26 protein-coding genes and 2 tRNA genes are annotated in these 26,105 nt (G+C 33.2%); 17 read left to right on the forward strand and 11 right to left on the reverse strand.

The features are described from left to right. Window positions 1-113: 113 nt before the first annotated feature. The 7 genes from YW9_RS0101115 (at window position 114) to YW9_RS0101145 (ending at window position 5,778) form a co-directional block, all read left to right on the forward strand. Complete coding sequence (locus tag YW9_RS0101115; protein WP_018278335.1) at window positions 114-611, forward strand: outer membrane beta-barrel protein; 498 nt, start codon at window positions 114-116, stop codon at window positions 609-611. 24 nt (window positions 612-635) lie between these two features. Further along, a complete protein-coding gene (locus YW9_RS12350) occupies window positions 636-1,550 on the forward strand; it encodes a CPBP family intramembrane glutamic endopeptidase (RefSeq protein ID WP_018278336.1) in 915 nt (304 codons plus the stop codon). Window positions 1,551-1,678: 128 nt separating this feature from the next. After that, window positions 1,679-2,155: a Fur family transcriptional regulator gene (locus YW9_RS0101125; protein ID WP_018278337.1), complete on the forward strand. Its 477-nt coding sequence runs from the start codon at window positions 1,679-1,681 to the stop codon at window positions 2,153-2,155. Between the two features lie 6 nt (window positions 2,156-2,161). Next, window positions 2,162-3,436 (forward strand): adenylosuccinate synthase, encoded by a 1,275-nt coding sequence (locus YW9_RS0101130; protein ID WP_018278338.1) that lies wholly within the window; start codon window positions 2,162-2,164, stop codon window positions 3,434-3,436. A gap of 21 nt (window positions 3,437-3,457) precedes the next feature. Then, a complete protein-coding gene (panB, locus tag YW9_RS0101135) occupies window positions 3,458-4,279 on the forward strand; it encodes a 3-methyl-2-oxobutanoate hydroxymethyltransferase (protein ID WP_018278339.1) in 822 nt (273 codons plus the stop codon). A gap of 67 nt (window positions 4,280-4,346) precedes the next feature. Next, entirely contained in the window at window positions 4,347-5,198 is an 852-nt protein-coding gene (locus YW9_RS0101140; RefSeq protein ID WP_018278340.1) for a YoaK family protein, read from the forward strand. After that, window positions 5,107-5,778 (forward strand): RluA family pseudouridine synthase, encoded by a 672-nt coding sequence (locus YW9_RS0101145; RefSeq protein ID WP_040353623.1) that lies wholly within the window; start codon window positions 5,107-5,109, stop codon window positions 5,776-5,778. The genes YW9_RS0101140 and YW9_RS0101145 overlap by 92 nt, the downstream gene beginning before the upstream one ends. A gap of 27 nt (window positions 5,779-5,805) precedes the next feature. Here YW9_RS0101145 and YW9_RS0101150 read toward each other — a convergent pair whose 3' ends face one another. Then, complete coding sequence (locus tag YW9_RS0101150) at window positions 5,806-6,633, reverse strand: hypothetical protein (RefSeq protein WP_018278342.1); 828 nt, start codon at window positions 6,631-6,633, stop codon at window positions 5,806-5,808. A 285-nt stretch (window positions 6,634-6,918) separates the two neighbouring features. Here YW9_RS0101150 and YW9_RS0101155 point away from each other — a divergent pair, with 285 nt between their 5' ends. From YW9_RS0101155 to YW9_RS0101165, 3 genes are all read left to right on the forward strand, one after another. Further along, window positions 6,919-7,182, forward strand: coding sequence for a hypothetical protein (locus YW9_RS0101155; RefSeq protein ID WP_018278343.1), 264 nt, complete (start codon window positions 6,919-6,921; stop codon window positions 7,180-7,182). 61 nt (window positions 7,183-7,243) lie between these two features. Continuing rightward, window positions 7,244-7,317 (forward strand) — tRNA-Thr (locus YW9_RS0101160). Window positions 7,318-7,387: 70 nt separating this feature from the next. Next, a complete protein-coding gene (locus tag YW9_RS0101165) occupies window positions 7,388-9,514 on the forward strand; it encodes a Tex family protein (protein ID WP_026193717.1) in 2,127 nt (708 codons plus the stop codon). A 42-nt stretch (window positions 9,515-9,556) separates the two neighbouring features. Here the strand turns inward: YW9_RS0101165 and YW9_RS0101170 are convergent, their stop codons facing one another. From YW9_RS0101170 to YW9_RS0101190, 5 genes are all read right to left on the reverse strand, one after another. Next, window positions 9,557-9,988: a hypothetical protein gene (locus tag YW9_RS0101170; protein WP_018278344.1), complete on the reverse strand. Its 432-nt coding sequence runs from the start codon at window positions 9,986-9,988 to the stop codon at window positions 9,557-9,559. A gap of 11 nt (window positions 9,989-9,999) precedes the next feature. Continuing rightward, window positions 10,000-10,488, reverse strand: a complete 489-nt coding sequence (locus tag YW9_RS0101175) for a hypothetical protein (protein WP_018278345.1) — start codon at window positions 10,486-10,488, stop codon at window positions 10,000-10,002. Window positions 10,489-10,525: 37 nt separating this feature from the next. Continuing rightward, the gene (locus YW9_RS0101180) at window positions 10,526-11,065 is read right to left on the reverse strand and encodes an RNA polymerase sigma factor (protein ID WP_018278346.1); all 540 of its coding nucleotides are present in this window, start codon (window positions 11,063-11,065) and stop codon (window positions 10,526-10,528) included. A 2-nt stretch (window positions 11,066-11,067) separates the two neighbouring features. Continuing rightward, a complete protein-coding gene (locus YW9_RS0101185) occupies window positions 11,068-12,903 on the reverse strand; it encodes an ABC transporter ATP-binding protein (RefSeq protein ID WP_018278347.1) in 1,836 nt (611 codons plus the stop codon). A gap of 65 nt (window positions 12,904-12,968) precedes the next feature. Continuing rightward, window positions 12,969-14,051, reverse strand: a complete 1,083-nt coding sequence (locus YW9_RS0101190) for an AMP-binding protein (RefSeq protein WP_026193718.1) — start codon at window positions 14,049-14,051, stop codon at window positions 12,969-12,971. Window positions 14,052-14,332: 281 nt separating this feature from the next. On the opposite strand from YW9_RS0101190, the gene YW9_RS0101195 reads away from it, so the two are divergent. Both YW9_RS0101195 and YW9_RS0101200 read left to right on the forward strand, forming a co-directional pair. Beyond that, window positions 14,333-15,400, forward strand: a complete 1,068-nt coding sequence (locus YW9_RS0101195) for a branched-chain amino acid aminotransferase (protein ID WP_018278349.1) — start codon at window positions 14,333-14,335, stop codon at window positions 15,398-15,400. A 102-nt stretch (window positions 15,401-15,502) separates the two neighbouring features. Beyond that, window positions 15,503-15,576 (forward strand) — tRNA-Arg (locus YW9_RS0101200). Between the two features lie 165 nt (window positions 15,577-15,741). Here the strand turns inward: YW9_RS0101200 and YW9_RS13535 are convergent. From YW9_RS13535 to YW9_RS0101215, 3 genes are all read right to left on the reverse strand, one after another. Then, entirely contained in the window at window positions 15,742-15,885 is a 144-nt protein-coding gene (locus tag YW9_RS13535; RefSeq protein ID WP_018278350.1) for a hypothetical protein, read from the reverse strand. A 17-nt stretch (window positions 15,886-15,902) separates the two neighbouring features. After that, complete coding sequence (locus YW9_RS0101210) at window positions 15,903-16,586, reverse strand: ABC transporter ATP-binding protein (protein ID WP_018278351.1); 684 nt, start codon at window positions 16,584-16,586, stop codon at window positions 15,903-15,905. Between the two features lie 85 nt (window positions 16,587-16,671). Beyond that, window positions 16,672-17,220, reverse strand: a complete 549-nt coding sequence (locus tag YW9_RS0101215) for a hypothetical protein (RefSeq protein WP_018278352.1) — start codon at window positions 17,218-17,220, stop codon at window positions 16,672-16,674. Between the two features lie 111 nt (window positions 17,221-17,331). On the opposite strand from YW9_RS0101215, the gene YW9_RS0101220 reads away from it, so the two are divergent. Further along, window positions 17,332-18,621, forward strand: coding sequence for a dicarboxylate/amino acid:cation symporter (locus YW9_RS0101220; RefSeq protein WP_018278353.1), 1,290 nt, complete (start codon window positions 17,332-17,334; stop codon window positions 18,619-18,621). Window positions 18,622-18,645: 24 nt separating this feature from the next. Further along, entirely contained in the window at window positions 18,646-20,568 is a 1,923-nt protein-coding gene (locus YW9_RS0101225) for a DUF294 nucleotidyltransferase-like domain-containing protein (protein ID WP_018278354.1), read from the forward strand. Window positions 20,569-20,663: 95 nt separating this feature from the next. Here the strand turns inward: YW9_RS0101225 and YW9_RS0101230 are convergent, their stop codons facing one another. Then, window positions 20,664-21,620 (reverse strand): coiled-coil domain-containing protein, encoded by a 957-nt coding sequence (locus YW9_RS0101230; RefSeq protein ID WP_018278355.1) that lies wholly within the window; start codon window positions 21,618-21,620, stop codon window positions 20,664-20,666. Between the two features lie 251 nt (window positions 21,621-21,871). On the opposite strand from YW9_RS0101230, the gene YW9_RS0101240 reads away from it, so the two are divergent. Together YW9_RS0101240 and YW9_RS0101245 are read left to right on the forward strand one after the other, a co-directional pair. Next, complete coding sequence (locus YW9_RS0101240) at window positions 21,872-22,222, forward strand: CidA/LrgA family protein (RefSeq protein ID WP_018278357.1); 351 nt, start codon at window positions 21,872-21,874, stop codon at window positions 22,220-22,222. Further along, window positions 22,219-22,920, forward strand: coding sequence for an LrgB family protein (locus tag YW9_RS0101245; RefSeq protein ID WP_018278358.1), 702 nt, complete (start codon window positions 22,219-22,221; stop codon window positions 22,918-22,920). Before YW9_RS0101240 ends, YW9_RS0101245 begins: the two co-directional genes overlap by 4 nt. 46 nt (window positions 22,921-22,966) lie before the next feature. Here the strand turns inward: YW9_RS0101245 and YW9_RS0101250 are convergent, their stop codons facing one another. Then, a complete protein-coding gene (locus YW9_RS0101250) occupies window positions 22,967-24,397 on the reverse strand; it encodes a Gfo/Idh/MocA family protein (RefSeq protein ID WP_018278359.1) in 1,431 nt (476 codons plus the stop codon). A 221-nt stretch (window positions 24,398-24,618) separates the two neighbouring features. Between YW9_RS0101250 and proS the strand changes: the two genes are divergently transcribed. Beyond that, window positions 24,619-26,097, forward strand: coding sequence for a proline--tRNA ligase (proS, locus tag YW9_RS0101255; RefSeq protein ID WP_018278360.1), 1,479 nt, complete (start codon window positions 24,619-24,621; stop codon window positions 26,095-26,097). Window positions 26,098-26,105 lie beyond the last annotated feature (8 nt).

Consider the following 26,105-nt stretch of genomic DNA (forward strand, 5'->3'; position numbering starts at 1 on the left):
ATTTCACACAAAAACTTTCAAAATAGAATTTTAAACTTTAACATTTTATTTATATTCATATTTCTTATAAAGTTTACTTTTGCATTATTAACAATTTAATTTATTTAAAAAAGATGAAAAAAATTATTTTATTATTCGGATTGTTTGTGTCTTTTATGACAACGATGTCAGCTCAGGGCTCATTGGAAGTTAATAATTTCCAAATAAATGGAGGTTTTGGATTTTCAGGCTGGGGTGTTCCTGTTTACGTAGGTGTTGATTATGGTGTGGCAGATGATTTCACTGTAGGAGGCGAAATTTCGTTCCGTTCTAGTTCTAAAGAAAACGTAAAATATTCAGGATTAGGGATTATGGCAAATGGCAACTATCACTTCAACAGAATACTAAGAATTCCCTCAGAATTCGACGTTTACGCTGGTGCAACTATTGGTTATTATCATTGGTCACACAATTACAAACATCCGTATTTAGAACCATATTACTCTTCTGGATTAGGATGGGGATTGCAAGTAGGTGGACGCTACTTTTTTAACGATAACTTCGGGGTAAACCTTGAATTAGGAGGAGGACACGTTGTTAACGGGAAATTCGGAATCACATACATTTTTTAACAAATTAATAAAGGTTCCAAGCTGATGTACATTGAAAATGCATATCGTGGAAAAAGCCCAAAATGGCTGTATATAATCTGTCCTACACTATTTTTTGGTTTAACTGGACTAAGTTTTTTAGCTTTGTCGGTTGTCGACACTAGCGAACTCATCAAAATATCTATCGAAAAGAAGGGAGAATTACGTTTTTTTGCAGAAAATTTGGCATCTTTCGCTTTTTTCTGTGTAGCTTTACTACTTTGGGTTCGTTACGTACACCAACAACCACTATTACATTTTCACACATCACGAAGTAAAGTAGATTGGAAACGTTTTTTCTTTTCTTTTTTTCTGTGGGGAGGTATTGTAACAGCGGTTACTTTTGGTAATTATATGGTATATCCACAAGATTTTGAATGGAATTTTCAACTTGAACCGTTCTTGATATTGTGTGCAATTTCCATATTACTCATACCCTTTCAGGCAGGATTTGAGGAATATTTTTTTCGAGGATATTTAATGCAAAGTATAGGTATTTTCGTTAAAAATCGTTGGTTTCCTTTGTTATTTACTTCCGTAACCTTTGGATTAGTCCACGCTGCTAATCCTGAAGTATTAAAATTAGGATACTGGTTGTTAGCGTATTATATCGGAACAGGTTTTTTCCTCGGGATAATTGTTCTGATGGATGAAGGGTTGGAATTGGCATTAGGTTTTCATATTGCAAACAATCTTTTTTCTGCTATTTTAATGACGAGTAGCTGGTCTGTTTTTCAGACACCCTCACTGTTAAAAGACGTGTCAGAACCATCACTCATAGCAACGATGCTATTTCCTTTATTGTTCTATTTTCCGTTAATGTTATTCATTTTTTCAAAAAAATATAGTTGGAACAACTGGAAAGAAAAATTATTCGGTCGGGTATTATCTGAAAAAGAATTCTTTGAAAATCAACAATAAAAGAGAGCTAAAAGCTCTCTTTTTCTTTTTTAAGATAACAATAAATATCGTATCCAATTAAAACTTTCAATTCGTACAAATATATCAAAAAAAATTGTAACTTTGTCCTTTGATAACACAAAATAGTTATGACAAATACTACCCAAGAAAATCTAGAAATTGTTAAAAAAGTTTTTACCAAATACTTGGAAGAAAACGGGCACCGAAAAACTCCTGAACGTTACGCAATCGTTCGAGAAATTTATGAAAGTGGTGAGCATTTTGATATTGAAACTCTCTACATCAAAATGAAAAATAAAAAATATCGTGTGAGCCGTGCTACACTCTATAATACTATTGAACTTTTATTGGAATGCGGCTTGGTTCGTAAACACCAGTTTGGACAAAATCAAGCACATTATGAAAAAGCGTATTTTGACCGCCAACACGACCACGTAATTCTTACCGACACTGGTGAAATTATGGAGTTTTGCGACCCTCGTATTCAAGGAATTAAGCAAACTATAGAAGAGATTTTTGATATAAAAATTGACAATCATTCACTATATTTTTACGGGGTGAAAAACAAAAAAGAAAATACAAATAACTCAGAAACAAACAAATAGCTAAAAATGGCAGTAGATTTACTTCTCGGGCTTCAATGGGGCGATGAGGGAAAAGGAAAAATAGTTGATGTTCTAACTCAAAAGTATGATATAATCGCTCGTTTTCAAGGAGGACCAAACGCTGGACACACTCTTGAATTTAATGGAATTAAGCACGTTTTACATACAATTCCTTCTGGAATTTTCCACGAAAGTGCAATAAATATTGTAGGAAATGGCGTTGTTATCGACCCTGTGATCTTCAAAAAGGAAATTGACGCTTTAGAGAAATTCAATATTGACCTGAAAAACAGATTATTAATATCAAGAAAAGCCCATCTGATTTTACCCACACATCGCTTATTAGATGCAGCTTCTGAAGCTTCAAAAGGAAAAGCTAAAATAGGTTCTACTTTGAAAGGAATAGGTCCTACATATATGGACAAAACAGGAAGAAATGGGCTTCGTGTAGGTGATATTGAGTTAGATGACTTTGAAACCAGGTATAAAAGTCTGAGGGACAAACACGAAGAAATGATTTCTCACTACAATATTGAAATTCAATACAACTTATCAGAATTAGAAGCTGAATTTTTTGAGGCTATAAAAACATTAAAATCACTACAATTTATTGATAGCGAAGAGTATATATACCAAGCTATCAAAAATGATAAAAAAATACTAGCTGAAGGAGCTCAAGGCTCATTATTAGATATTGATTTTGGAACGTATCCTTTTGTAACTTCCTCAAATACAACTGCTGCTGGAGCTTGTACAGGATTAGGAGTGGCTCCGACAAAAATCGGTGAAGTTCTCGGAATTTTCAAAGCTTATACAACTCGTGTTGGAAGCGGTCCTTTCCCTACTGAATTATTTGACGAAGATGGGGAAACAATGGGGCGTGTTGGACGAGAATTTGGTGCAACTACAGGACGAAAACGCCGTTGTGGTTGGCTTGATTTAGTTGCATTGAAGTATGCTGTTCAAATAAATGGAGTTACACAACTTATGATGATGAAGGCCGACGTACTTAGCGGTTTTGAAACTTTAAAAGTGTGTACCGCTTATAATTACAAAGGTAAAGAAATTAGTCATTTGCCTTATAACATTGAAGAACAGAATGTAACTCCCATCTACACAGAACTTAAAGGTTGGGCTCAAGATTTAACCTCTATAAAAGATGATAGCCAGTTACCGCAAGAATTATTGGATTATATCACATTTTTGGAAAAAAAATTAGAAACTCCCATAACTTTGGTTTCTGTAGGTCCTGACCGAACGCAAACCATTATGAGAAATTAAAAAAATTGAAAGGATAAAAATATGTCTGTTGCAAAAAAGAAAGAATACAAACGCGTAACAACAAAGTCGTTAATTGATATGAAATCTCGTGGAGAGAAAATTTCAATGCTAACGGCTTACGATTATACATTTAGCAGAATTATAGACGGAGCAGGAATTGATGTAATTCTTGTTGGAGATTCGGCAAGTAACGTGATGGCTGGACACGAAACAACTCTTCCAATTACTTTAGACCAAATGATTTACCACGCCTCATCGGTAGTTAGAGGTGCAGGGCGTTCCTTGGTTGTAGTCGATTTACCTTTTGGTTCATATCAATCAAATCCGAAAGAAGCTTTGCGTTCGGCTATCCGAATTATGAAAGAAAGTGGTGGACACGCTGTAAAATTAGAAGGAGGAAAAGAAATAAAAGAAAGCATCAAACGCATTTTGAATGCAGGAATTCCCGTTATGGGACACTTGGGTTTAACTCCGCAGTCTATCTACAAATTTGGTTCATATACAGTACGAGCTAAAGAAGAAACCGAGGCTCAAAAGCTAAAAGAAGACGCTATTATGTTAGAGAAAATGGGATGTTTTTCTATTGTTTTAGAAAAAGTTCCTGCAACTCTGGCTGAAGAAGTAGCAAAGAGTGTCAGCATTCCAGTTATAGGAATTGGAGCAGGAAGTGGCGTTGATGGTCAAGTTCTTGTACTCCACGATATTTTAGGAATGACAAACGAATTTCACCCAAGGTTTTTGCGTCGCTACGCGAACTTGTATGATGAAATTACATCGGCAGTTTCCCGTTATGTAGAAGATGTTAAGAACGTTGAGTTCCCTAATAAAGAGGAATCTTATTAAAAAGTAAAAAATCAGATTCAGGAATTTATTTTCTGAATCTAATTTTTTTATGATCAGGTTCATTATAATGTTTCGGCATCAGGGAAAAAATAGAACAGCAAAGAATAATTTACAAATTGCTGTAGTGTTATCATTTGTTGCGGGTATCGTTAATGTTGTTGGTTTTTTGTTCTTAGGAAAGTTAACTACCAATGTAACAGGGCATTTTGCACTTTTCATTTACGATGTTTCCATAATGGAATTTTGGAAAGGGACTATCTATTTTCTATATATTTTCTCATTTCTGGCAGGTTCTTTTACTTCAGGTTGGCTCATCGAAACGGCAAATTATTACAAAAAACACAATATTTTTGTAGCACCTACATTGGTTGAGTGTTTTCTACTATTTAGTGCGATTGTTTTAAATTATTTTTTCACAGACTTCCCAACAGATATTACTGCTTGTATATTACTTTTCGCGATGGGAGTTCAAAATTCTTTTGTGACAAAAATTTCTAACTCTGTGGTAAGAACCACGCACCTTACAGGGCTATTTACTGATTTAGGCATTGAACTTTCCCAATGGATTTACTTAAAAAAGAACAACTTAGAAGTTCTGTTAAAGAAAACTAAATCGAATATCAAGCTACGATTATTTATTATTATTTTCTTCTTTTTAGGAGGATTAAGTGGTGGTTTTTTCTTCATTAAAATGGAAATGGCTTTAAAAACCTTGTTTATTCCTATTATTGTTTTACTTTTGGGGCTATTTTATGACGATTTCCGTTTTGTATATCTTACCAAAAAAAGAAAATATGAAAGTAAAATCCAGCGTAGAAAATCTGCAAATACTTTACGAAGACAATCATCTGATAATCATAAACAAAAGAGCAGGAGATATCGTTCAGGGCGACAAAACAGGCGACTCCCCGCTCAGTGAAATATTAAAAACATACCTAAAACAGAGATACAACAAACCAGGAGAAGCCTTTCTGGGAGTGGTACATCGTTTGGACCGCCCGACTACAGGTATTGTAGTTTTTGCCAAAACATCGAAGGCTTTATCTCGAATGAATACATTATTTTCTGACAAACAAAATGTTGAAAAAATTTATTGGGCAATTACGGAAAACAGCCCCTCTCCTACCGAAGGCTCTTTAACACATTGGCTGACCAGAAATCAAGAAAAAAATAAATCAACAGCTCATAAAAAAGAGGTAAAAAACAGCAAAAAAGCCATTCTAAACTACAAATTACTAAAAAAATTTGACAATTACTATCTATTAGAAATTCAGTTAATTACAGGACGACATCATCAAATTAGGTCACAACTCTCTGCCATAGGTTGCGTTATAAAAGGAGATTTAAAATATGGCGCAAAACGCTCCAATCCAGATGGAAGTATTCATCTTCACGCACGAAAATTAAGTTTTACCCACCCTGTTAAAAAAGAAAAAATTGAAATTACAGCTCCCGTTCCGAATGATAAATTATGGAACGCTTCTAATGATTTATCTTGATAGTTTTGTACTAATTTTAACTTTTTTCTAAAAAATAGCTCCAACTCCAAAACTTATACCCGATGCTTTGCTTCCTGCCAGATTAACATACTGATACTTAACTCCTATGTTATAATTTCGGAAATAGAATTTGGGTCCGATTGAAAAATGGTAAACATCACTATTCCTGGAAGAACTATATTTCAAATCCGTGTATAAAGAAAATGGCTTGATGAAAATTTCATTTCCTAACTCAGTTGCAAACCCAAACTGATTGATTCCGTTAGCAATATAACTTGCTCCAAGTCCCCAATGAAGAGAAACTATCGGAGTTCGTATACGGAAATATTGACCCGTTAACGTGAATATATCCAATTTACTATTTTTACTTACCAACAATTTTTCCCAAAAATGTAAATATTCAGTTTTTATAGCAAAACGACTCCCTAACCTGATTCTTAAATTCAAGTCATTCATAAAAAATCTACCTTTTTCAGAAAAATAATAATTAGAACCTTCTAATCTCCAAAAAACATAATCGCTTGACTTTGTGTACTTATAGTCTCCCTTAGCTCCTGCATAAAACGGATAATGATTTAACGTGGCGTTATACATTCTACCTTGTTGTTCCAGAGGAGTTTCGAAAGCTACATAATATGCTAAAAACACGGTCAAATCTAACAAAATCCCCGTAAACATCTCTCTTCCAAAGGAATATGAGTCGGAGGAAGATGTATAGCTTCCGTCAGAATTTGAAGCTGCTCTACCTTGAATTGGTAATTCTTTAGATAAATTTTCTTTTGCCTCTTCTATTTTACTTTGAGCTGAAATAGAAAAAGTTAGCATTGAAAAAAGAATTATATAAACAAATTTCATCGTAGCTAATTTTATTCATTGTTTAAAACGCTACAAAAATACTAAAATTACCTTATCACAGCAGAATATCACTTTTTTTGATTATAAAACTTTTTTACCAGAAATAATCCTGCTCAACTATGCAGAAGGTTTACTCTATCATAAAAAGCCTTTTCAATGTTTTATAAAAGTGGAAATACAGGTAAGTTATTAATAACTATAAATTTTAACACGAATACGCAATTAATATTTTGCTCTTATCTCTTTTTTATTGTACATTTGTAACCGAATTAAAAAGAAATAAATATGGCAAGTATCAGAAATTTAAAAAAAGAGATTAATTACGTTTTCGGAGATATTATAGATAGCGTGTTTCATTGGGAATACACAAACGGAAATACGGGCAAAGGTTCAGAACTTATTCAAGAAATCTTGGTTACTTATGACGATTTGATTGAAAAAATTTATCACCGAGATGTAGAGAAAAGAGGTGCTCATTTAAAACAAGTTAGAAAAGATTTTGAGCAAAAAGCAGGAACTTTTATTGGGAAGTTAAATAAGTTGGGATAATTTTTTTCATAAAAAGATTTGCAAATTAAAAAAAAGTTACTACATTTGCACCCGCAATAACGCCGATATAGCTCAGTTGGCCAGAGCACGTGATTTGTAATCTCGGGGTCGTGGGTTCGAATCCCTCTATCGGCTCAAGGACAAAGCCATCTTTATTGAGATGGCTTTTTTTATTGAATTTATCTACAAATTTCATAACTTCATAATGACAAATATTCAGTATATTCAAAATCAGAATAATACCTTTCAGAAAAATCAAATTGAAAACACCCTATTATTGCTTTCCGAAGGTTGTACAATTCCGTTTATTGCCCGTTACAGAAAAGATAAAACGCAAAACTTAGACGAAATAGCCATTGAGCAAATTTCGAAATGGCAAACCGAATATGAAAACATTCTTAAAAGAAAAGAAACCATCTTGGCTGCCATCGAAGAGCAAGGAAAATTATCCGATGATTTGAAACAAAAAATCGAATCCTGTTTTGTTCTAAATGAATTGGAAGACCTTTACTTACCCTACAAAAAGAGAAAGAAGACACGTGCCGACATTGCTAAAGAAAAAGGATTAGAACCTTTGGCTAAAATTATTATGTCGCAAAAAGTAAATGATTTGGAGTTTACTGCATCAAAATATATCAGCAAAGAAATTCCCACAGAAAAGGAAGCCTTACAGGGAGCTTCCGACATCATCGCCGAATGGATTAGTGAAAATATTTTTATTCGGAAAACTTTAAGGCGTATGTTTCAACGCAATGCAAACATAACTTCGCAGGTGGTTAAAACGAAATCTGAGGAAGAAGAAGCTCAAAAATTTTCGATGTATTTTGATTGGCAAGAAAATCTTTTAAAAACGCCCTCTCATCGTATTTTAGCAATGCTTCGAGCCGAAAGTGAAGGTTTTGTTCGTTTGAAAGTTGAAATCGATTCGCAAGAAGCAATTGATTTTATAGGAAAAACCATAATTAAAACCAAAGGGGAAGTAGCTGATTTTTTATACGACACGATTGCGGATAGTTACAAACGCCTTTTAGCACCTTCCATATCAAATGAAACTTTACAAGAAGCTAAGGAACAAGCTGATAACAAGGCTATTCAAATATTCGCTGAAAATTTAAAACAATTGCTATTGGCAGCTCCTCTGGGAGAAAAAAGAATTTTAGCCATCGACCCTGGATTTAAAACAGGCTGTAAGGTTGTATGTCTGGATGAAAAAGGAGACTTGTTGTACAATGAAACTATCTTTCCGCATCCTCCGCAAAAAGATATTGCTATGGCAACAAAAAAAATTAAATCGATGGTTAATTCCTACAAGATTGAGGCCATTGCTATTGGAAACGGAACTGCTTCACGCGAAACGGAATTGTTCATTAAAAACATAGCTTTTAGCTCTCCTTTACAAGTTTTTGTAGTAAATGAAGCGGGAGCATCGGTGTATTCAGCCTCTAAAATAGCTCGGGAGGAATTTCCAAACTATGATGTTACAGTGCGAGGAGCCGTGTCGATAGGTAGACGCCTTTCAGACCCGTTAGCAGAATTAGTAAAGATTGACCCAAAAGCAATCGGAGTGGGACAATATCAGCACGATGTAAATCAAACAAAACTAAAAGAAAACCTTGATTCTGTAGTAATTAGATGTGTAAACTCGGTAGGAGTAAATCTCAACACAGCAGGAAAATCTCTTCTTTCGTATGTCTCTGGAATTGGGGAAAAAACGGCAGAAAATATTGTAAAATATCGTTCTGAAAAAGGAGCTTTTACAGAAAGAGAAGAACTTTTGAACGTTCCCAGATTGGGTTCCAAAGCCTACCAACAAGCAGTAGCGTTTTTGCGTATTCACGAAGGAAAAAATCCGTTGGATAACTCAGCTGTTCACCCAGAGGCTTATCCAATTGTTGAAAAAATGGCAAGTGATTTGGGGATTTCACCTGAAAAACTCATCGGTAATAAAGAGGCTATAAACAAAATAAATATCAATAAATACATTAATGATAATGTAGGAGTTATCTATTTAAAAGATATTCTTAAAGAATTAGAAAAACCTGGACTAGACCCACGAAAATCTGCTAAAATTTTTGAATTTGACCCTAATGTAAAAACATTTGATGATGTAAAAATTGGAATGATTTTACCTGGGATTGTAAATAACATTACAGCTTTTGGTTGTTTTGTTGATATCGGAATAAAAGAAAGTGGACTTATTCATATCTCTCAACTAAAAGATGGTTACGTAGCTGATGTAAACGATGTGGTAAAAATGCATCAACATATAACCGTGAAAGTAGTTGATGTTGATATTCAGCGAAGAAGAATTGGATTAAGTTTAGTGAGTTAAGAAAAAATCTGAGAGAAATCATAATTTCTCTCAGATTTTTTCTCATTTAGCATTCTTATAATGGTTCATTAATTTTCTGTGAAATTCCTTTTCAGCTTCTTTTAACGAAAGTAATTTTTTTGCTGAAATTATCTTCAAAAGTTCTTTATCTTTTTCCTTAATTACTTGTCGTATTTCATCGCTAAGTTCACTATCTTTTTTTAGAATCTCAAGAGCCTCTTTTTCTGTTAAATTACTCTTTTTATCACAACCTTCTTTCCTACAAGTTTTTATTTGGCTATGTAAATTGTGTAATTTTTCGTTATATTTTTCGTAAACAGGCCAGAAAACTTTTGCTTCATCTGGTGTAAGATTTATTTTGTCAGTAATATATCCTATTTTTAAAGTTTTTATTCTCTCATAATTATCCTCTTTTTGAGAAAAAACAGAAAAACTAATAAAGAAGAACAAAATAATAGTAAAAAATGCTCTCATAATTTTATCTTTTAATAATTTTCATCTAATTTATAATCATATTCTTGTAAATAATCATCAAGATTTTCCATATTCTGATTTTCATTTACAATGGAATTTAAACTTACTGCTTCTAACTCTTCCAAAATTAAATATGTTTTATCTTCTAAATAACTGTCATTCAGATAATCTTGTATCTCTGCTGAAGTTAAATCCGAAAAATAAACATTTTGTGAAGTCTGAGAAGTATATTTCCAAACTACAGAAACAAACAACAAAATCAAAACAGAAGCAACAGCATACCTAATTATTGAGAAATGAGATATTTTTGTTCTTTCTGTAGTTGATTTCAAAATAGATTCCTTTGAATGTTCAAAATAATTCTCTGGAACTTTGAAGCCTTGTTTGTTTTCTATAAACAATTCAGCATCAATAGTTTTTTTCAGATTTTTTTTGAAATCATCAAAGTACGTTTCTGGAACTTTCATTCCTGATTTTATATTTAATTCACTTCGTTTCATACTTCCTCGTTGTAAGACGACAAAATCAGTAAAAAGTTTAATGCGTTTCCAAATAATTTTTGATTTTTTGCACTGCGTGATGATATGACGCCTTTAAAGCACCTACCGAAGTATCCAATATTTGAGATATTTGCTCATATTTAAGTTCTTCAAAATATTTCATATTAAATACAAGTTGCTGTTTTTCAGGAAGAGTTGCAATAGCTTTTTGAAATTTGATTTGTATTTCATCTCCTTCAAAGTAAACGTCAGTTTCTAAATGTATACTTCTATCATATTGCAAATCCTCAATTGAATAATTCCGCTCATTGGCTTTTTTCTTTAAAAAATCAAGGGCTTGATTGGTGGCTATTCGGTAAACCCACGAGAATAAAGAACTCTCACCTCTGAATTTATCAATGTTTCGAAAAATTTTAATGAAAGTTTCTTGTAACACGTCATCAGTATCTTCGTGTGAAATAACTATTCTTCGGATATGCCAATAAAGCCTTCTTTGGTAGGTATCTACCAGATTTTCAAATGCTTTTGAACGTGTTTTTGAATTTTGAAGTAATGTTATGAATTCTTTTTCTTCCAAATTTATGATTCAAAAGATTGCATTTCAACTAATTTTTTATACATACCTTGCTTTAACAAAAGCTCATTGTGTGTTCCTTGCTCCACAATGCGTCCCTTCTGCATAACTACTATTAAATCAGCTTTTTGAATTGTTGAAAGACGATGAGCAATCACAATGGAAGTTCTGTTTTTCATCATATTTTCCAGAGCATTTTGAACCAAACGTTCACTTTCAGTGTCAAGAGCGGAAGTTGCTTCGTCCAAAATCATAATTGGAGGATTTTTTAAAACCGCACGAGCAATACTTAAACGTTGTTTTTGCCCACCGCTTAGCTTACTACCTGAGTCTCCGATATTTGTATTAAACTGTTCGGGTAAATCCTTGATGAATTCATAAGCATTTGCTACTTTGGTTGCTTCCAAAAGTTCTTGTTCACTCGCATTTGGTTTTCCTATCAGAAGGTTATTTTTAATAGTATCATTAAAAAGAATTGAGTCCTGTGAAACCACTCCTATCAAACGTCGTAAAGAGCTTATTGTTAAATCTTTGATATCAATTCCATCAACTTGAATTGTCCCTTTGTTTACATCATAAAAACGCGTAATTAGGTTTGCGATAGTACTTTTTCCGCTTCCTGATTGCCCTACTAAGGCAATAGTTTTTCCCTTAGGAATTTCTAAAGAAAAATCTGTTAAAACCTCATTATCACTATATCCAAATGTAATATTTTTCAACACGATTGAAGACTTAAATTCCTGTATATCAAAAGCATTTTCCTTTTCTTGAATAGGACTTTCATAATCCAATATTTCAAATACACGTTCAGCTGCGGCATTTCCTCTTTTTAAGTCATAAGAAGCTTTACTAATAGCTTTCGCTGGAGTTAAAATATTGTAAGCCAACCCCATAAAGGCAATAAAAGCAGCTCCGTCCAAAGTTTTATTAACTAAAACCATTGTTCCACCAAACCAAAGTAGAACAGCAATCATCAGAATTCCAAGAAATTCACTCATTGGTGAAGCTAAATTTTGTCTGTTTGCCAAATTGTTAGCTAATTTAAAAAAACGTGAAGTAGAATCTTCAAATTTGTTTTGAAAAATCTTTTCAGAATTAAAAGCCTTAACAACTCGCAGTCCGCCAACAGTTTCTTCTATAAGAGATAAAAATCGCCCTTGTTCTTGTTGTACTTTAGTGGATTGCTTTTTCAAAGATTTTCCAATTTTGGAAATAATCCAACCTGAAATTGGGATAAAAACAAAAGTAAAAATGGTTAATTTTACGCTAATTCCCAACATCATAACAATCGAAAAAATAATTGTAAGAGGCTCTCTAACAATCAATTCCAATATTGAAAGAAAAGAATGTTGCACTTCTCCTACATCACCCGCCACACGAGCAATTATATCTCCTTTTCTTTGTTCAGAAAGATAAGAAAGAGGCAAATTCGTTATTTTTTTGTAAAGTGCATTTCGTAAGTCTTTCAGTACGCCATTACGCAAATGTGTGATAAAAAACACAGCAGTATAATTAAACGCATTTTTAAGCAAAAAAAGTACAATAACAAGAGTAATGACAATTGTTAAAGCGGCAACGGAATCTTCTCCAACAATATTTGATATTCTATAATTTAGTACATTTTTACCATAACTTACCAAATCTGAAATTTTTCCTGAAAAAACAGGCTCCTCAACGATTTTTTTGGTATCCTTTCCAAATAAAATGTCCAACATCGGGATAAGTGCTACAAACGAAATAGCACTAAATAAAGCATACAAAATATTAAAAAAAATATTCAAAAAAGCATATTTCTTGTAAGGAATTATATAGGGTATAAATTTCTTTAAATACGGACTCATCGGGTTATTAAAATTGAATAAAGCTCAAAATCTTTATTTATATTATTGATTTTGAGCTTTTATGTTTATCCTTTGTATTTCTTTACAGTTTCTTTACGTTGAATTTTTCCGTTACCAGTAAGTTCAAATTTTGGCATAAAATAAATAACTCTGGGAACCTCATATTTTAAAATTTCTTTGTCTACATATAAATCGTGAGATAGACTTGGATAATCTTCTTTATTGCCCTCTACGTACAGAACAGCTCTTTGTCCAAGTTCATCATCGTCTTCACCTATAATGAAGTAATTATTTTTAATGTACTTCTTAATTTTACGCTCAACACTTTCAGGGAATACTTTAAATCCTCCTGAATTGATTACGTTGTCCAAGCGACCTAACCAAATAAATTCAGTATCGGAAATTAACCTTACAATATCATTAGTAATAACCTCGTGATCAGATATTTGAGGAGCATTAATTACCAAACACTTTCTCTCATCTTGGCGGAATGTCACACCTGGCAACGCTTTGTAACTATCTTCGTGCGATTCCGTATGATTAACGTGTCGCATTGCAATATGCGAAATAGTTTCCGTCATTCCATAAGAAGAATACACCTCCGTTGAAACATTTTGTAGTTTGGCTTCCAAATCGTTATCAATTGCGGCTCCACCGAGAATTAATTTTTTTACACGATGCAAATCATACAATGATTTTGATGCTTGAAGCGGAATCATTGCTGTGAAATCATAGTCTCTATTCGTTAAAGCCAGTGGCATTGATGAAGGCTGAATGATATCCAAATGCAATCCTAATACAATAGCACGAATTATCATCATTTTTCCAGCAATAAAATCAGCTGGTAGACACAATAACGCTGTGTTTTTAGGAGATAAATTTAAGTGTTTTCCCGTAGCCAAAGCCGAATTTACCATATGTTGCTTTTTCAAGCGGATTACTTTGGGAATTCCTGTTGAGCCTGAAGTAACTGCCTCAACGTAATCATTATCATCGAGCCAATTCAGTAAAAAATTTCCAATAGATTTTCGGTAAGGTTCACCATCTTTGATGTATTCCATCGCCAAAATAACCAAATTCTCTCTATCAATAGAAAAACCATTGATTTTTAAATGCCTATGTACAAAAGTATAATCTACTTTATCCATTTCTTTTTCTATCATTTTTCCTAAAACTAAAACAAGTTGCAAATGTACAAAAAAGATTTGAAGTCTAATAAAAATTTATATTTTCAAAAACAGAGTTTAATGAATTGTTAGTAATCTTCCGTTAGTCAATTTCTTCGTAGTAGAATTTAATCAATTTTAAAAATCACAAATTTTTGAATAATCAATTAAAAATCAAATGAAAAAATATTGATTCAAAAAAAACACATTGTTTTCTTTTAAATTTAAAAAGAAATTTAGTAGATTCGCAAAAAAATAAAATTATGGGAAATTTAGAATTTAATTTAACAATAGAAAAAATAAAAGAGAGTCGCATAAATCAAGTAGACTTTTCAAACTTAGCATTTGGTCAAACTTTTTCTGACCATATGTTTGTTTGTCATTACAAAAATGGAAGTTGGCAACAACCTCAAATCAAGCCTTATGCACCTATTTCGTTAGAACCTTCAGCAAGTGTTTTTCATTACGGACAGGCAATTTTTGAGGGAATGAAAGCATACAAAGACGACAATGATAATATTTTTCTTTTCCGTCCACAGGAAAATTACAAACGTATGAATAAATCAGCTGTGCGTTTAGCTATTCCTGAGTTTCCTGAGAATTGGTTTGACGAAGGGCTAAAAGCATTGTTAAAAGTTGATAGAGATTGGATTAAGAAAGGAGTTGGAAATTCATTGTACATTCGTCCGTTTATCATAGGAACTTCTACAGGAATAATGGCTTCTCCTTCAAAGGAATACATTTTTTTCATTATTACTTCTCCAGTACAGGCTTATTACGGAGGGGATGTGAAAGTAAAAATTGCTGATTATTATAGCCGTGCCGCTAACGGAGGTTTTGGAGCAGCAAAAGCAGCAGGAAACTATGCAGGGCAATTCTATCCGACGCAACTAGCTATTCAAGAAGGATATCAACAAATTATTTGGACGGACGATACAACTCACGAATTTTTAGAAGAAGCTGGAATGATGAATTTGTTCTTTCGAATAGATGATACGTTAATTACTTGTCCCACCAGCGACCGTATTTTAGATGGTGTTACACGAAAAAGTGTACTTGCTATTGCAGAAAAATTAGGTATCAAAACAGAGGTCCGACCTATAAAAGTACAAGAATTATTACTGGCTACAGAAAACGGTTCTCTTCAAGAAATCTTTGGAAGTGGTACAGCAGCAGTTATCAGTCCAATTTCAGGATTTGGCTACAAAGGAAAAGACTATAAGATTAATCGTCCAACAGATTTATACGCTTCGAAAATTAAAGAAACCATCTTAAATATTCAATATAACAAATCAGAAGATCCTTTTGGTTGGAGAGTTGAAGTTATTTAGCATACTGAAAATAAGCTATTAGCAAAAAAGTTTATTATTTTTTATAAAAAATATTTGGAGATTTAAAATAAGTTTGTATCTTTGCAACCGATTTAAAAATCAGGCCTCGTAGCTCAACTGAATAGAGCACTTGATTACGGCTCAAGAGGTTTCAGGTTTGAATCCTGACGAGGTCACAAAACATAAAATAACTCTCTGATAAACAGAGAGTTATTTTTTTATAGATAAATACAAAGGAAAACTCCTAATATATAAAAAACAACTTACTAAAAACAGAAAATAAATCTGTAAAATTTTATATTTTTGGATTGTCTTTTATCAAAAATCAATTGAAAATTCTATTAACGTTTTTCTTTCTTCTTGAAATAATTTTCCCTGAAATTTCTTCCTTGTCGTTTGTACAATTTATCCCGATTCTTTCTATCATTCCAGAAAATAAGTAAAAAGAATACAGGAATAGCCAATAATCCCCATAACCACCACATATATCTATTTTTTAAAATTACTCTTTCCTAAAATCACTATCTATTAATCCGTCACGCAAACGAATAATACGATGTGCGTGTTGTGCAATATCTTCCTCGTGCGTCACTAATATAACTGTATTTCCTTTCTGATGAATTTCATCAAAAAGTGCCATAATTTCGTATGAAGTTTTTGAATCCAGATTTCCAGTAGGTTCATCTGCCAAAATGATAGAAGGGTGATTCACCAAAGCCCTTGCCACAGCCACTCTCTGCCTTTGACCTCCCGATAACTCGTTAGGTTTATGCATCATTCGATCGCCAAGACCGACAAGTTCAAGCACTTCTGTAGCTCGTTCTCTTCGTTTATTTTTTTCTATTCCTGCATAAATCATCGGTAAAGCTACATTATCCAATGCTGTAGTTCTGGGCATAAGGTTAAACGTCTGGAAAACAAATCCAATTTCTTTATTACGAATGTCAGCAAGTTCACTATCAGAAAGTTTACTAACATCTCTTCCGTTAAGAATATATTCCCCCGAAGTAGGTGTATCCAAACATCCTAAAATGTTCATTAAAGTAGATTTTCCCGAACCCGAAGGTCCCATAAGTGCCACATATTCTCCCTTTTCGATTGATAGCCAAATACCTTTCAAAACGTGAAGAACTTCATTTCCCAATTTAAAATCACGTTTGATATCTCTAATCTCTAACAAACTCATATTTTCACAAATTAAACAGCTGATACTCTCGCAAGTTTCCAGCAGATAAAATTCTAACTATTTTTTGCGAATGTACTAAAAATCACTATAACTTGATGTAAAAAACTTCTTTTTTTTGCTCCTTTCGTATAAAAATGTAGCCTTGTGTAAACGTGTTTATACAAGCAGTTGTTTTTGAATGTTTTACCAAGTTTTCCCAATAATTTTTATTCTTTTTTTTATGTATATCATTAATTATCAAAACACTATCATTATGCATTTTTTCTAAGAATGATATAATATTCAAATTTTTAGTATTCTTGTTTATGAAAATGAGGTCGTATTTTTCTGTTACGGAATCGGATAGTTTCTCTGTTTCAACAAAAATATTTTCTTTTGAAAGTTGCAAGATTTTTTTTAACTTTTCATCATCTACAAAAACATATTTTACATCAAAATATTCAATAAATTGTAACAATAATTGCAATTTTCTTTCAGAAATTCCTATTTCTCTGAAATTACATATTTCCTCAATTTGAATTTTATTTTTAGAGCGTAAACAATTGTTAATCAAACTAAAAACAAAAGGAGAATGCACTCCGTGAAGATGAATTGATTTTACAAAAAATAAAATATAGTCGAATATAAATTTCATTCGTTTTTTGGCAAAAATAGAAAAAACAATTTACAAATTTCTTGTATTCAAAAAAAGTTATATATTGCGAAACTAATTAAAAGTACAACAATTATTTTCCATTTTTGGTTTATGAAGAAAAATATAAAAATTGCGTTACACTGGCAAATCATTATTGGTATGCTTGCAGGGAGCTTATTAGCCCTGCTGATGTTACAATTTTCGTGGGGGAAAAACTTTGTGTTAGATTATATAAAGCCTTTCGGAAATATTTTCATTAAACTACTTAAAATCATAGCAATACCTCTAATTTTAGCCTCTCTCATCAAGGGAATTTCCGATTTGAAAGATATTTCTAAATTCTCCCGAATTGGTACTCGAACAATTGTTATATATATGTTAACAACCGTTTTAGCTGTTTCCATCGGATTGACAGTCGCAAATATTGTTCAACCAGGAAAAATGCTAAAAGAAGAAACGCGTGTCGAATTGATGCAAAGCTTTAAATCACAAGCAGATATAAGCATAAGTATTGCCCAAAAACAGAAAGAAGCTCGTCCCTTAGATGCTATCGAAAACTTAGTTCCAGATAATCTCATTTTATCAGCAACCAACAATGCCAATATGCTTCAAATTATTTTCTGTGCAATATTATTTGGATTTGCAATGATTTTAATTCCTGAAGAAAAAACTAAACCTGTCAAAGATTTTTTCAATAGTCTTAATGATATTATTTTGAAAATCATTGATATGATTATGAAATTTGCTCCCTATGGGGTTTTTGCTCTCATCGCTGGATTAATTGTAGAAGTTCCCAATTCTGAAGTACTTTCTGCTCTGTTAATCTATGCTTTATGTGTATTTGGTGGTTTAACAATACTGATGTTAGTGTATTGCATTTTGGTGTGGACTTTTACCAAGAGGACTCCCAAATTTTTTCTTCAAAAAATGGCTCCCGTACAGCTACTAGCTTTCTCAACAAGTTCAAGTTCAGCGACAATGCCTTTAACTATGGAACGAGTAGAAGATGAATTAGGTGTAGACGAGGAAGTCGCTAGTTTTGTAATTCCGCTGGGAGCAACCATAAATATGGATGGAACAAGTCTGTATCTGGGAATTGCAACAATTTTCATTGCACAGGCTTCAGGAATGGACCTAAGCTTTGTAGCTCAGCTCGGGATTGTTGTAACGGCAACATTAGCTTCTATAGGAACGGCTGGTGTTCCTGGTGCTAGTATTTCTATGCTTGTCATTATCTTGGAACAAGCAGGTATTCCCGAAGCAGGATTAGCGTTAATTTTCGCCGTCGACCGCCCATTGGATATGATGAGAACTGTTGCAAACGTTACAGGAGATGCTTGTGTGGCAATGATAGTAGGAAAATCAGTCGGAAAACTACACGAGGTAAAAGGAAAAGAATAACCAATATCTATTTTAATTTTATTTATGAGAAATACTATCTCCAGAAGAGTACACGATTTTTTAAAAAAATATCCTCCTTTTGATATTATTGATGAAAATAACTTACTCAATTTATCAAAGGAAGTTGTCGTCATTTATTTAGAAAAAGGTAAAATCCTCTTCAAAGAACACGAAGAAGCTCATCAATATCTCTACATTGTTAAGGAAGGAGCCATCGAAATGAAACAAACGATAAATGATAATTCAGAAATGGTTGATATTTGTGACGAGGGTGATGTTTTTGGTGTTCGACCGATGATTACAAACACACCTTACCAAATGACTGCCATCGCTCAAGAAGAATCTATCATTTACGGAATTCCAGCAAATGAATTTCGCCCACTTATTGAAAGTGATACAAAAATAGGCTTATATCTTATTGAAATTTTTGCATCGAAAACAAGAAATCCATATTCTGTTGACTATACCAAATTTTTGTATCAAAATTTCGACAGAAATATGCTTCAAAAAGATTTCTTTGAGCTACAACCTGCAATTTATGTTCGGAAAGTAGTGAAAACCAATCCAGATGAAAATATTCAACAAGCTGCTTTTTTGATGACCGAAAAACGAGTTAGTAGCATCGTTGTAGTAGATTCAGAAAAAAAACCTTTAGGTATTGTTACTGATAAAGATTTGCGAAAACAAATAGCAACGGGTTGTTTTTCATTAGATATGAAAGTATCACAGGTAATGAGCAGTCCTGTTAAAACGTATCCGAAAAAGATGACAATCGCACAAGCTCAGTTCGAAATGATTAAAAGTAATATCAATCACCTAATAATCACAGAAGATGGTAGCAATAAAACTCTTGTATGTGGCATAATGACACAACACGATATTGAAACGGTGAAAGGCGATAGCATTCCTGAGCTAATGAAAGCTGTTAAACGTTCAAAAAAATCAAAACATTTAAAGAGAATCCGAAAACAATCACTTAACTTACTGAAAGGATATGTATTACAAAATATTCCATTGGGATTAATTACCGATTCATTCCATCAACTATTCGAAGCAATCATTTCCAAAGCTATTGAAATATGTATCAAACGAATGCCTACTCCCCCACCCGTTCGGTTTGCGTGGGTCAGTTTGGGAAGCCACGCTCGAAAAGAACAATTTTTGGTAACTGACCAAGATAATGCAATTGTTTTTGAAAATGTTACAGAAGAAAATTACGAAAAAACACAGCAATATTTTTTACAATTAGCTGATAAAATCAACACAATGCTCAACAAAATTGGGTATGAGTATTGCCCTGCAGATATGATGGCAAGAAACCCAAATTGGTGCTTGAGTTTAGAAAGATGGGAAGAACAATTTCAGAAATGGATTTCTAACGCAAATGATGCTGACCTTTTGATGTTTTCAATCTTCTATGATATGGCTTTTTCATTTGGAGAACCCACTTTGGTTGATAAATTAAGTGATAAAGTATTTGAATTAACACAGAATAACGAGCGTTTTATGGCTTTGTTAGCAAAAAGTGCATTAGAAAATCCATCTCCTCTTGGTTTCTTCAGAAACTTTATCGTAGAACACGATGGAAAGTATAAAGACCAATTCGATTTAAAAGCCAGAGCTTTGACAACAATTAATGATAGTGCAAGATTGCTTTCATTATCTTACAAAATCAAAGAAATAACCAATACTTCTGAGCGTTTTGAAAAACTGGCTGAGTTGGAACCTCAAAATAAAGACATATACTTAGCTGGAGCCTATGCCGCCAAAGCATTGTTAAAATTCCGTATAAAAAGTGGATTAAAAAATGATAACAATGGTAGATATCTGGATTTAAACAGCTTAAGCAAAGAAGAGAAAACAAAATTAAAACGTTGTTTTAAAGCTATTGCAGGAGTACAAGAATTAATAAAGCTACGTTTTAAAGTAAGCCTTACTTACGTTTAAAATTATTGAAATTGATTTTAGAAAAACAAAAGAGAGAAAACATTAAATGTTTTCTCTCTTTTTCAGTTTAATATAAATCTCTATTATGAACGTTCTTATTTAAGTGAGAATTCTGTCTCGCCTATAGATTTCAATTTATCGTCAAAAACAACAACTCTGTAAGTTCCTTTTTCGAATTTAGCACCTGATTTTGAAACGAAATCACACACATCTATATTTTTATTCTCATAGATAAATCTAGTTGCAACACTATAGTTAACAGTATTATCACCTACTGAAGTGGTTCCATTTTCTCCTAAAGTAATACCGTTAGGGTCTACTAATTGTATGTAAAAATGTCTTGTTCCTGATTTAGCAATTCTGTTTGCAGCAACAGTAAAACACACACGAATTTTGTCAGCGGCTTTTGATCTACTTGTTTCAACTAGCCTACCACTCGAACGCTCCTTAACAGCCTCAGTAGTTAATTTATTGATTTGTAGCTCTTCTCCACTTTCAACTACTTTTCTAAGTTTCGTATTTTGTTGTACTAATGAGTCTGCATATGAAACTGTCGTTTGCAGAGCTCCAGCAACACTATCACGTTCCTGACGAATTAAAGCGTTAGATCTTCTCAATGAATCGTTAATTGCTAATAAACGCTCACGCTCCTTAGTTAAGGTAAAAACTTGATTTCTGTACTTTGTCAGTGATGCCATTGACATTTTCATTGTTTTTAAGGAATCAATGTACATACTTACCTTGTTACGAGCATCAATAAGATCCTGATTAGTAGTTTTGTTCTCTTCAACAGCTTTATCATAGCTTGTTTTCAAAGCACTTAACTCCTTAATTATCTGTTCTTTTTGCTCATTTAACTCAATCTCATTTTTATCCTTCTGCTCACGAAGCGAATAAGCGTGATAGCCAACAAAACCTGTTGTAATAGCTAAGACTCCTATCAAAATCTTAGAAATTATTCCGCCTCCTTTTCTGGGTTCATTTGCATACCCTTCATCGAATGTAAATTCTTCTTTTTGAGAAGAATCATCAAATTTTTCTGAATTTATCATAGCTTTTTTCTTTTTGTTTGCTGGGCAAATATATATAAAACTTTATTATCCTCATAATATTTTACATTTTTTTATGTTTTTATCACATATTTCATTTTCCTTAAGTTATCATAATACACCTTTAACCAAATACTTATAAGAAACACAATTAAAATACAGATTTTCATTTTTTTTGCTACAAAAAACAAATATATTTTCAAAAACTTCTTCATTTTTATAAAACGAAGTACCTTTGCGACAAATTTTTTAATATGTTAGTTCGATATTGTGCTATAATTTTTGGTTGTTTAGCCTTGGGGGAGCTGATTGTATTTATTACTGAAATACAATTTCCTTCAAGCATCATTGGTATGTTTCTTTTGACACTTTTTTTACAATTAGGTTGGATCAAATTACACTGGGTAAAAGCCATTTCGGATTTGTTATTAGCAAATTTGGGACTTTTTTTTGTTCCTCCAGGTGTCGCAATTTTGGCTCATTTTAACCTAATAGCTACCAACTTTTGGTCTATCGCTGTCACAGTGATTATCAGTACAATTATTGTGATTGTTGTAACAGGACATAGTTATCAAATTTTACGAAAAAAGATTAAAAAACAATGAACACATATTTAGAAAATCCTTTACTACTTTTGGGACTTACTTTCGTTATTTACTATTCGGCTCAAATGTTGCAAAAAAGATATAAATCTGCTTTTCTGAGTCCTGTTCTGGTAACAACTGCTATTCTTATAGGATATTTATCTATTTTCAACATATCTCATAATAAGTATGAAGAAGCGGGAACTTATATTGAATTTTGGCTCAAACCCTCTATTGTTGCACTTGGTGTACCTCTATATTTACAAATTTCGAAAATAAAAAGACAATTAATTCCATTGTTTGTATCTCAGTTTTTTGGTAGTTTAGCGGGTATTTTTTCTGTCTGTTTGGTTGCAAAATTGTTTGGAACAGATAAAGAAATTATATTGTCATTAGTTCCAAAATCAGTAACAACACCTATTGCTATTGAAATTTCAAAAGTTCTTGGAGGAATTCCTCCTCTTACAGTAGCCTCAGTGATAATTACAGGAATACTTGGCAGTATTTTTGGGTTTAAAATTCTTGATTTTTTCAGAGTTAAAAGCCCTATGGGCAAGGCAATTGCTGTAGGAACTGCTTCTCACGGATTAGGTGTCATGGCTGCTTTCGAGCTTGGTGAAAAACACGCTGTTTATGCCAGTTTAGGAATGATACTTAATGGCGTTTTTACAGTGATTTTAGCTCCTCCAATAATTCAATTAATTGAACCTTGGCTATAAAAAAAGCCTTGTAAATTACAAGGCTTTTTTTATATGTTCAAAATTTTTAGTCTGCAAAAGCGTGTCTGTACTCTTTAATTTTATTCCAAGCTCCACGTGTAAAATCAGGAATCTCAACAGGTGCACTTCCATTTTCAAGTGAAATTTTTGAAAGAGGCACTAAGCAAGACCATTCTGCCAAATCGTACACATCCATATCCAACGGAAGTCCATTTCTTAAACAATAAACTAACCGGTAATCCATTATGAAATCCATTCCGCCGTGTCCACCTACTTGTTTAGCTTTCTCTTCCAACTCAATATGAATTCGATGTTTGTATTTTTTCATAAGAGCTTCTTTGGCTTCTTTCGGAACAAACCCGTGAGAACTTAAATTCTCGTGATTGGGAACATCATCTTTTGAAACATTTTCAGGTTCTACCGTGTAACCTTCTGTTGGGTATTTATTAGCAAATCCTTTTGTTCCAGTAAGTTGATACATACGTGAATACGGACGAGGAGTCATTACATTATGCTGAATTTGCATTGTTTTTCCCTTCTCTGTTTTAATCATTGTCATCGTATGGTCTCCATTTTGGAAGTTATCCCCATTCTTACCTGTAACTTTTTCGTAAAGTTTTTTACCTTTGAAAGGTTTTGTATCGAATGAAACCAAGTAATTCATTTTATCGCCTCGGTGAATATCAAGTGCTTGACAGGCAGGTCCCATTCCGTGTGTTGGATACACATCTCCACGATGTTTAGCGTTATAGTCCAATCTCCAGTTATTCCAATAAGCTGTCCAAAAATCGTCCAATGCGTGTATGTACGAACCTTCAGCGTGAATAATCTCACCAAACAATCCTTGTTGAGCCATATTTAGTGAAGTTAATTCAAAATAATCATATACACAATTTTCAAGCATCATACAATGCAAACGTTTTTTCTCAGCCATATCAATTAACGACCAGATTTCTTCCATAGTCATTGCACCAGGCACTTCAATAGCTACGTGTTTACCTTTTTCCATAGCATACAAAGCCATAGGAACGTGTGATTTCCAATCAGTTACAATATAGACCAAATCTACATCATCGCGTTCACAAAGAGCTTTCCAAGCATCTTCCGAACCACTATAAGTTGCCGCTTTTTCAACTCCTGCTTTTTCCAAAATTGTTTGAGCTTTCTCAACTCGTTCTGGACGGATATCACAAAGAGCTGTTACTTTAGCTCCTGGAATATGCATAAAACGTTGCACTGCACTAGGGCCACGCATTCCTAATCCGATAAATCCTACTCGAACTGTTTCTAACTTTGGAGTTACTAAGTTTACTACGTCCTTCTGACCAGCGGCACGTTTTGGTGTATGAACCTTAATCGGCTGATACATCGTTGTTTTTTCAGTAACGGGATTATTTGCTTTTTGTACAGAATTACAAGCCACAAAGCTCAAGCATAATATCCCTCCTAAAAGTACTTGGTTAATTTTTCTTAACATATTATTTATTTGTTTAGAGGTTAATTACAAAATTCCGAGCAAAGGTACTTATTTTAAGATTAATTACAAAAGTATTTACATTCGAATATTTTAAAAATTTTCACATTACAAAAAGCATTCGTTTAATTTCCTAATCACAAACATTAAAATCTGAAATACTTTTCATAAATTTGCAACTTTGACAAAATTACGAGAATAGCAATTTTACGAGATTAATAAAAATGAGTAAAAACTTAACAAAACGCGGAGAAGATTATTCAAAATGGTATAATGAATTGGTGGTAAAAGCCGAATTAGCAGAAAATTCTGGTGTTCGTGGCTGTATGGTTATAAAACCCTATGGATATGCTATTTGGGAGAAAATGCAAGCAGAACTCGACCGAATGTTCAAAGAAACAGGACACGTTAATGCCTATTTTCCACTTTTCGTACCAAGAAGTTTTTTTGAAGCAGAAGAAAAAAATGCTGAAGGATTTGCCAAAGAATGTGCTGTGGTAACGCATTATCGTTTGAAAGCTGACCCTAATGAAAAAGGGAAATTAATGGTTGACCCAGAAGCAAAATTGGAAGAAGAATTGGTTGTTCGACCCACTTCGGAGGCAATCATCTGGAATACATATAAAAATTGGATTCAATCATATCGTGATTTGCCTATTTTGATTAATCAATGGGCAAACGTGGTTCGTTGGGAAATGCGTACTCGTTTGTTTTTACGTACAGCAGAATTTTTATGGCAAGAAGGACATACCGCACACGCAACCAAAGCAGAAGCCATTGAAGAAGCTGAAAAAATGATGCACGTTTATACAGAATTTGCTGAAAATTTTATGTGCGTACCTGTTATTAAAGGATTTAAAACTGAATCTGAGCGTTTTGCGGGAGCTGACGAAACCTATTGTATTGAAGCTCTGATGCAAGACGGAAAAGCTCTACAAGCAGGAACTTCGCACTTTTTAGGACAGAATTTTGCTAAAGCCTTTGATGTGAAATTTGCTTCAAAAGAGGGAACACTTGACTATGTTTGGGCTACTTCTTGGGGAGTTTCAACCCGACTGATGGGAGCCTTAATTATGACTCACAGTGATGACAATGGATTGGTTCTTCCTCCAAAATTAGCTCCAATTCAAGTAGTTATAATTCCCATTTACAAAGGAGAAGAACAATTAGAAGCCGTAAGACAACGTGTATTACCTTTAATGGATAAACTGAAAAAACAAGGAATTTCGGTAAAATTTGATGACCGAGACACACAAAAACCTGGTTTTAAGTTCAATGAATATGAATTGAAAGGTGTTCCTGTGCGTTTGGCTGTAGGACAACGTGATTTAGAAAATAATACCTTTGAAGTGGCTCGACGTGATACACTTACCAAAGAAACCATTTCAGGAGATGTGATTGTTGAACATATTGAAAAATTATTGGTTGAAATTCAGCAAAATATCTACAAAAAAGCTCTTGATTACCGAAATACGCACATTACCGAAGTAAATTCGTACGAGGAGTTTAAAAATGTTTTGGAAAATAAAGGAGGATTTATATCCGCACACTGGGATGGAACTGCTGAAACTGAAGCAAAAATTCAAGAAGAAACCAAAGCAACTATCCGTTGTATTCCGTTGGACGCTGAGGAAGAGCAAGGTGTATGTATTTTTTCAGGAAAGCCTTCAACCAAACGCGTATTATTTGCTAAAGCGTATTAATATTAATT

Origin of the sequence: Capnocytophaga cynodegmi DSM 19736, from assembly GCF_000379185.1 — a bacterium.
Classification (GTDB): Bacteria; Bacteroidota; Bacteroidia; order Flavobacteriales; family Flavobacteriaceae; genus Capnocytophaga; species Capnocytophaga cynodegmi.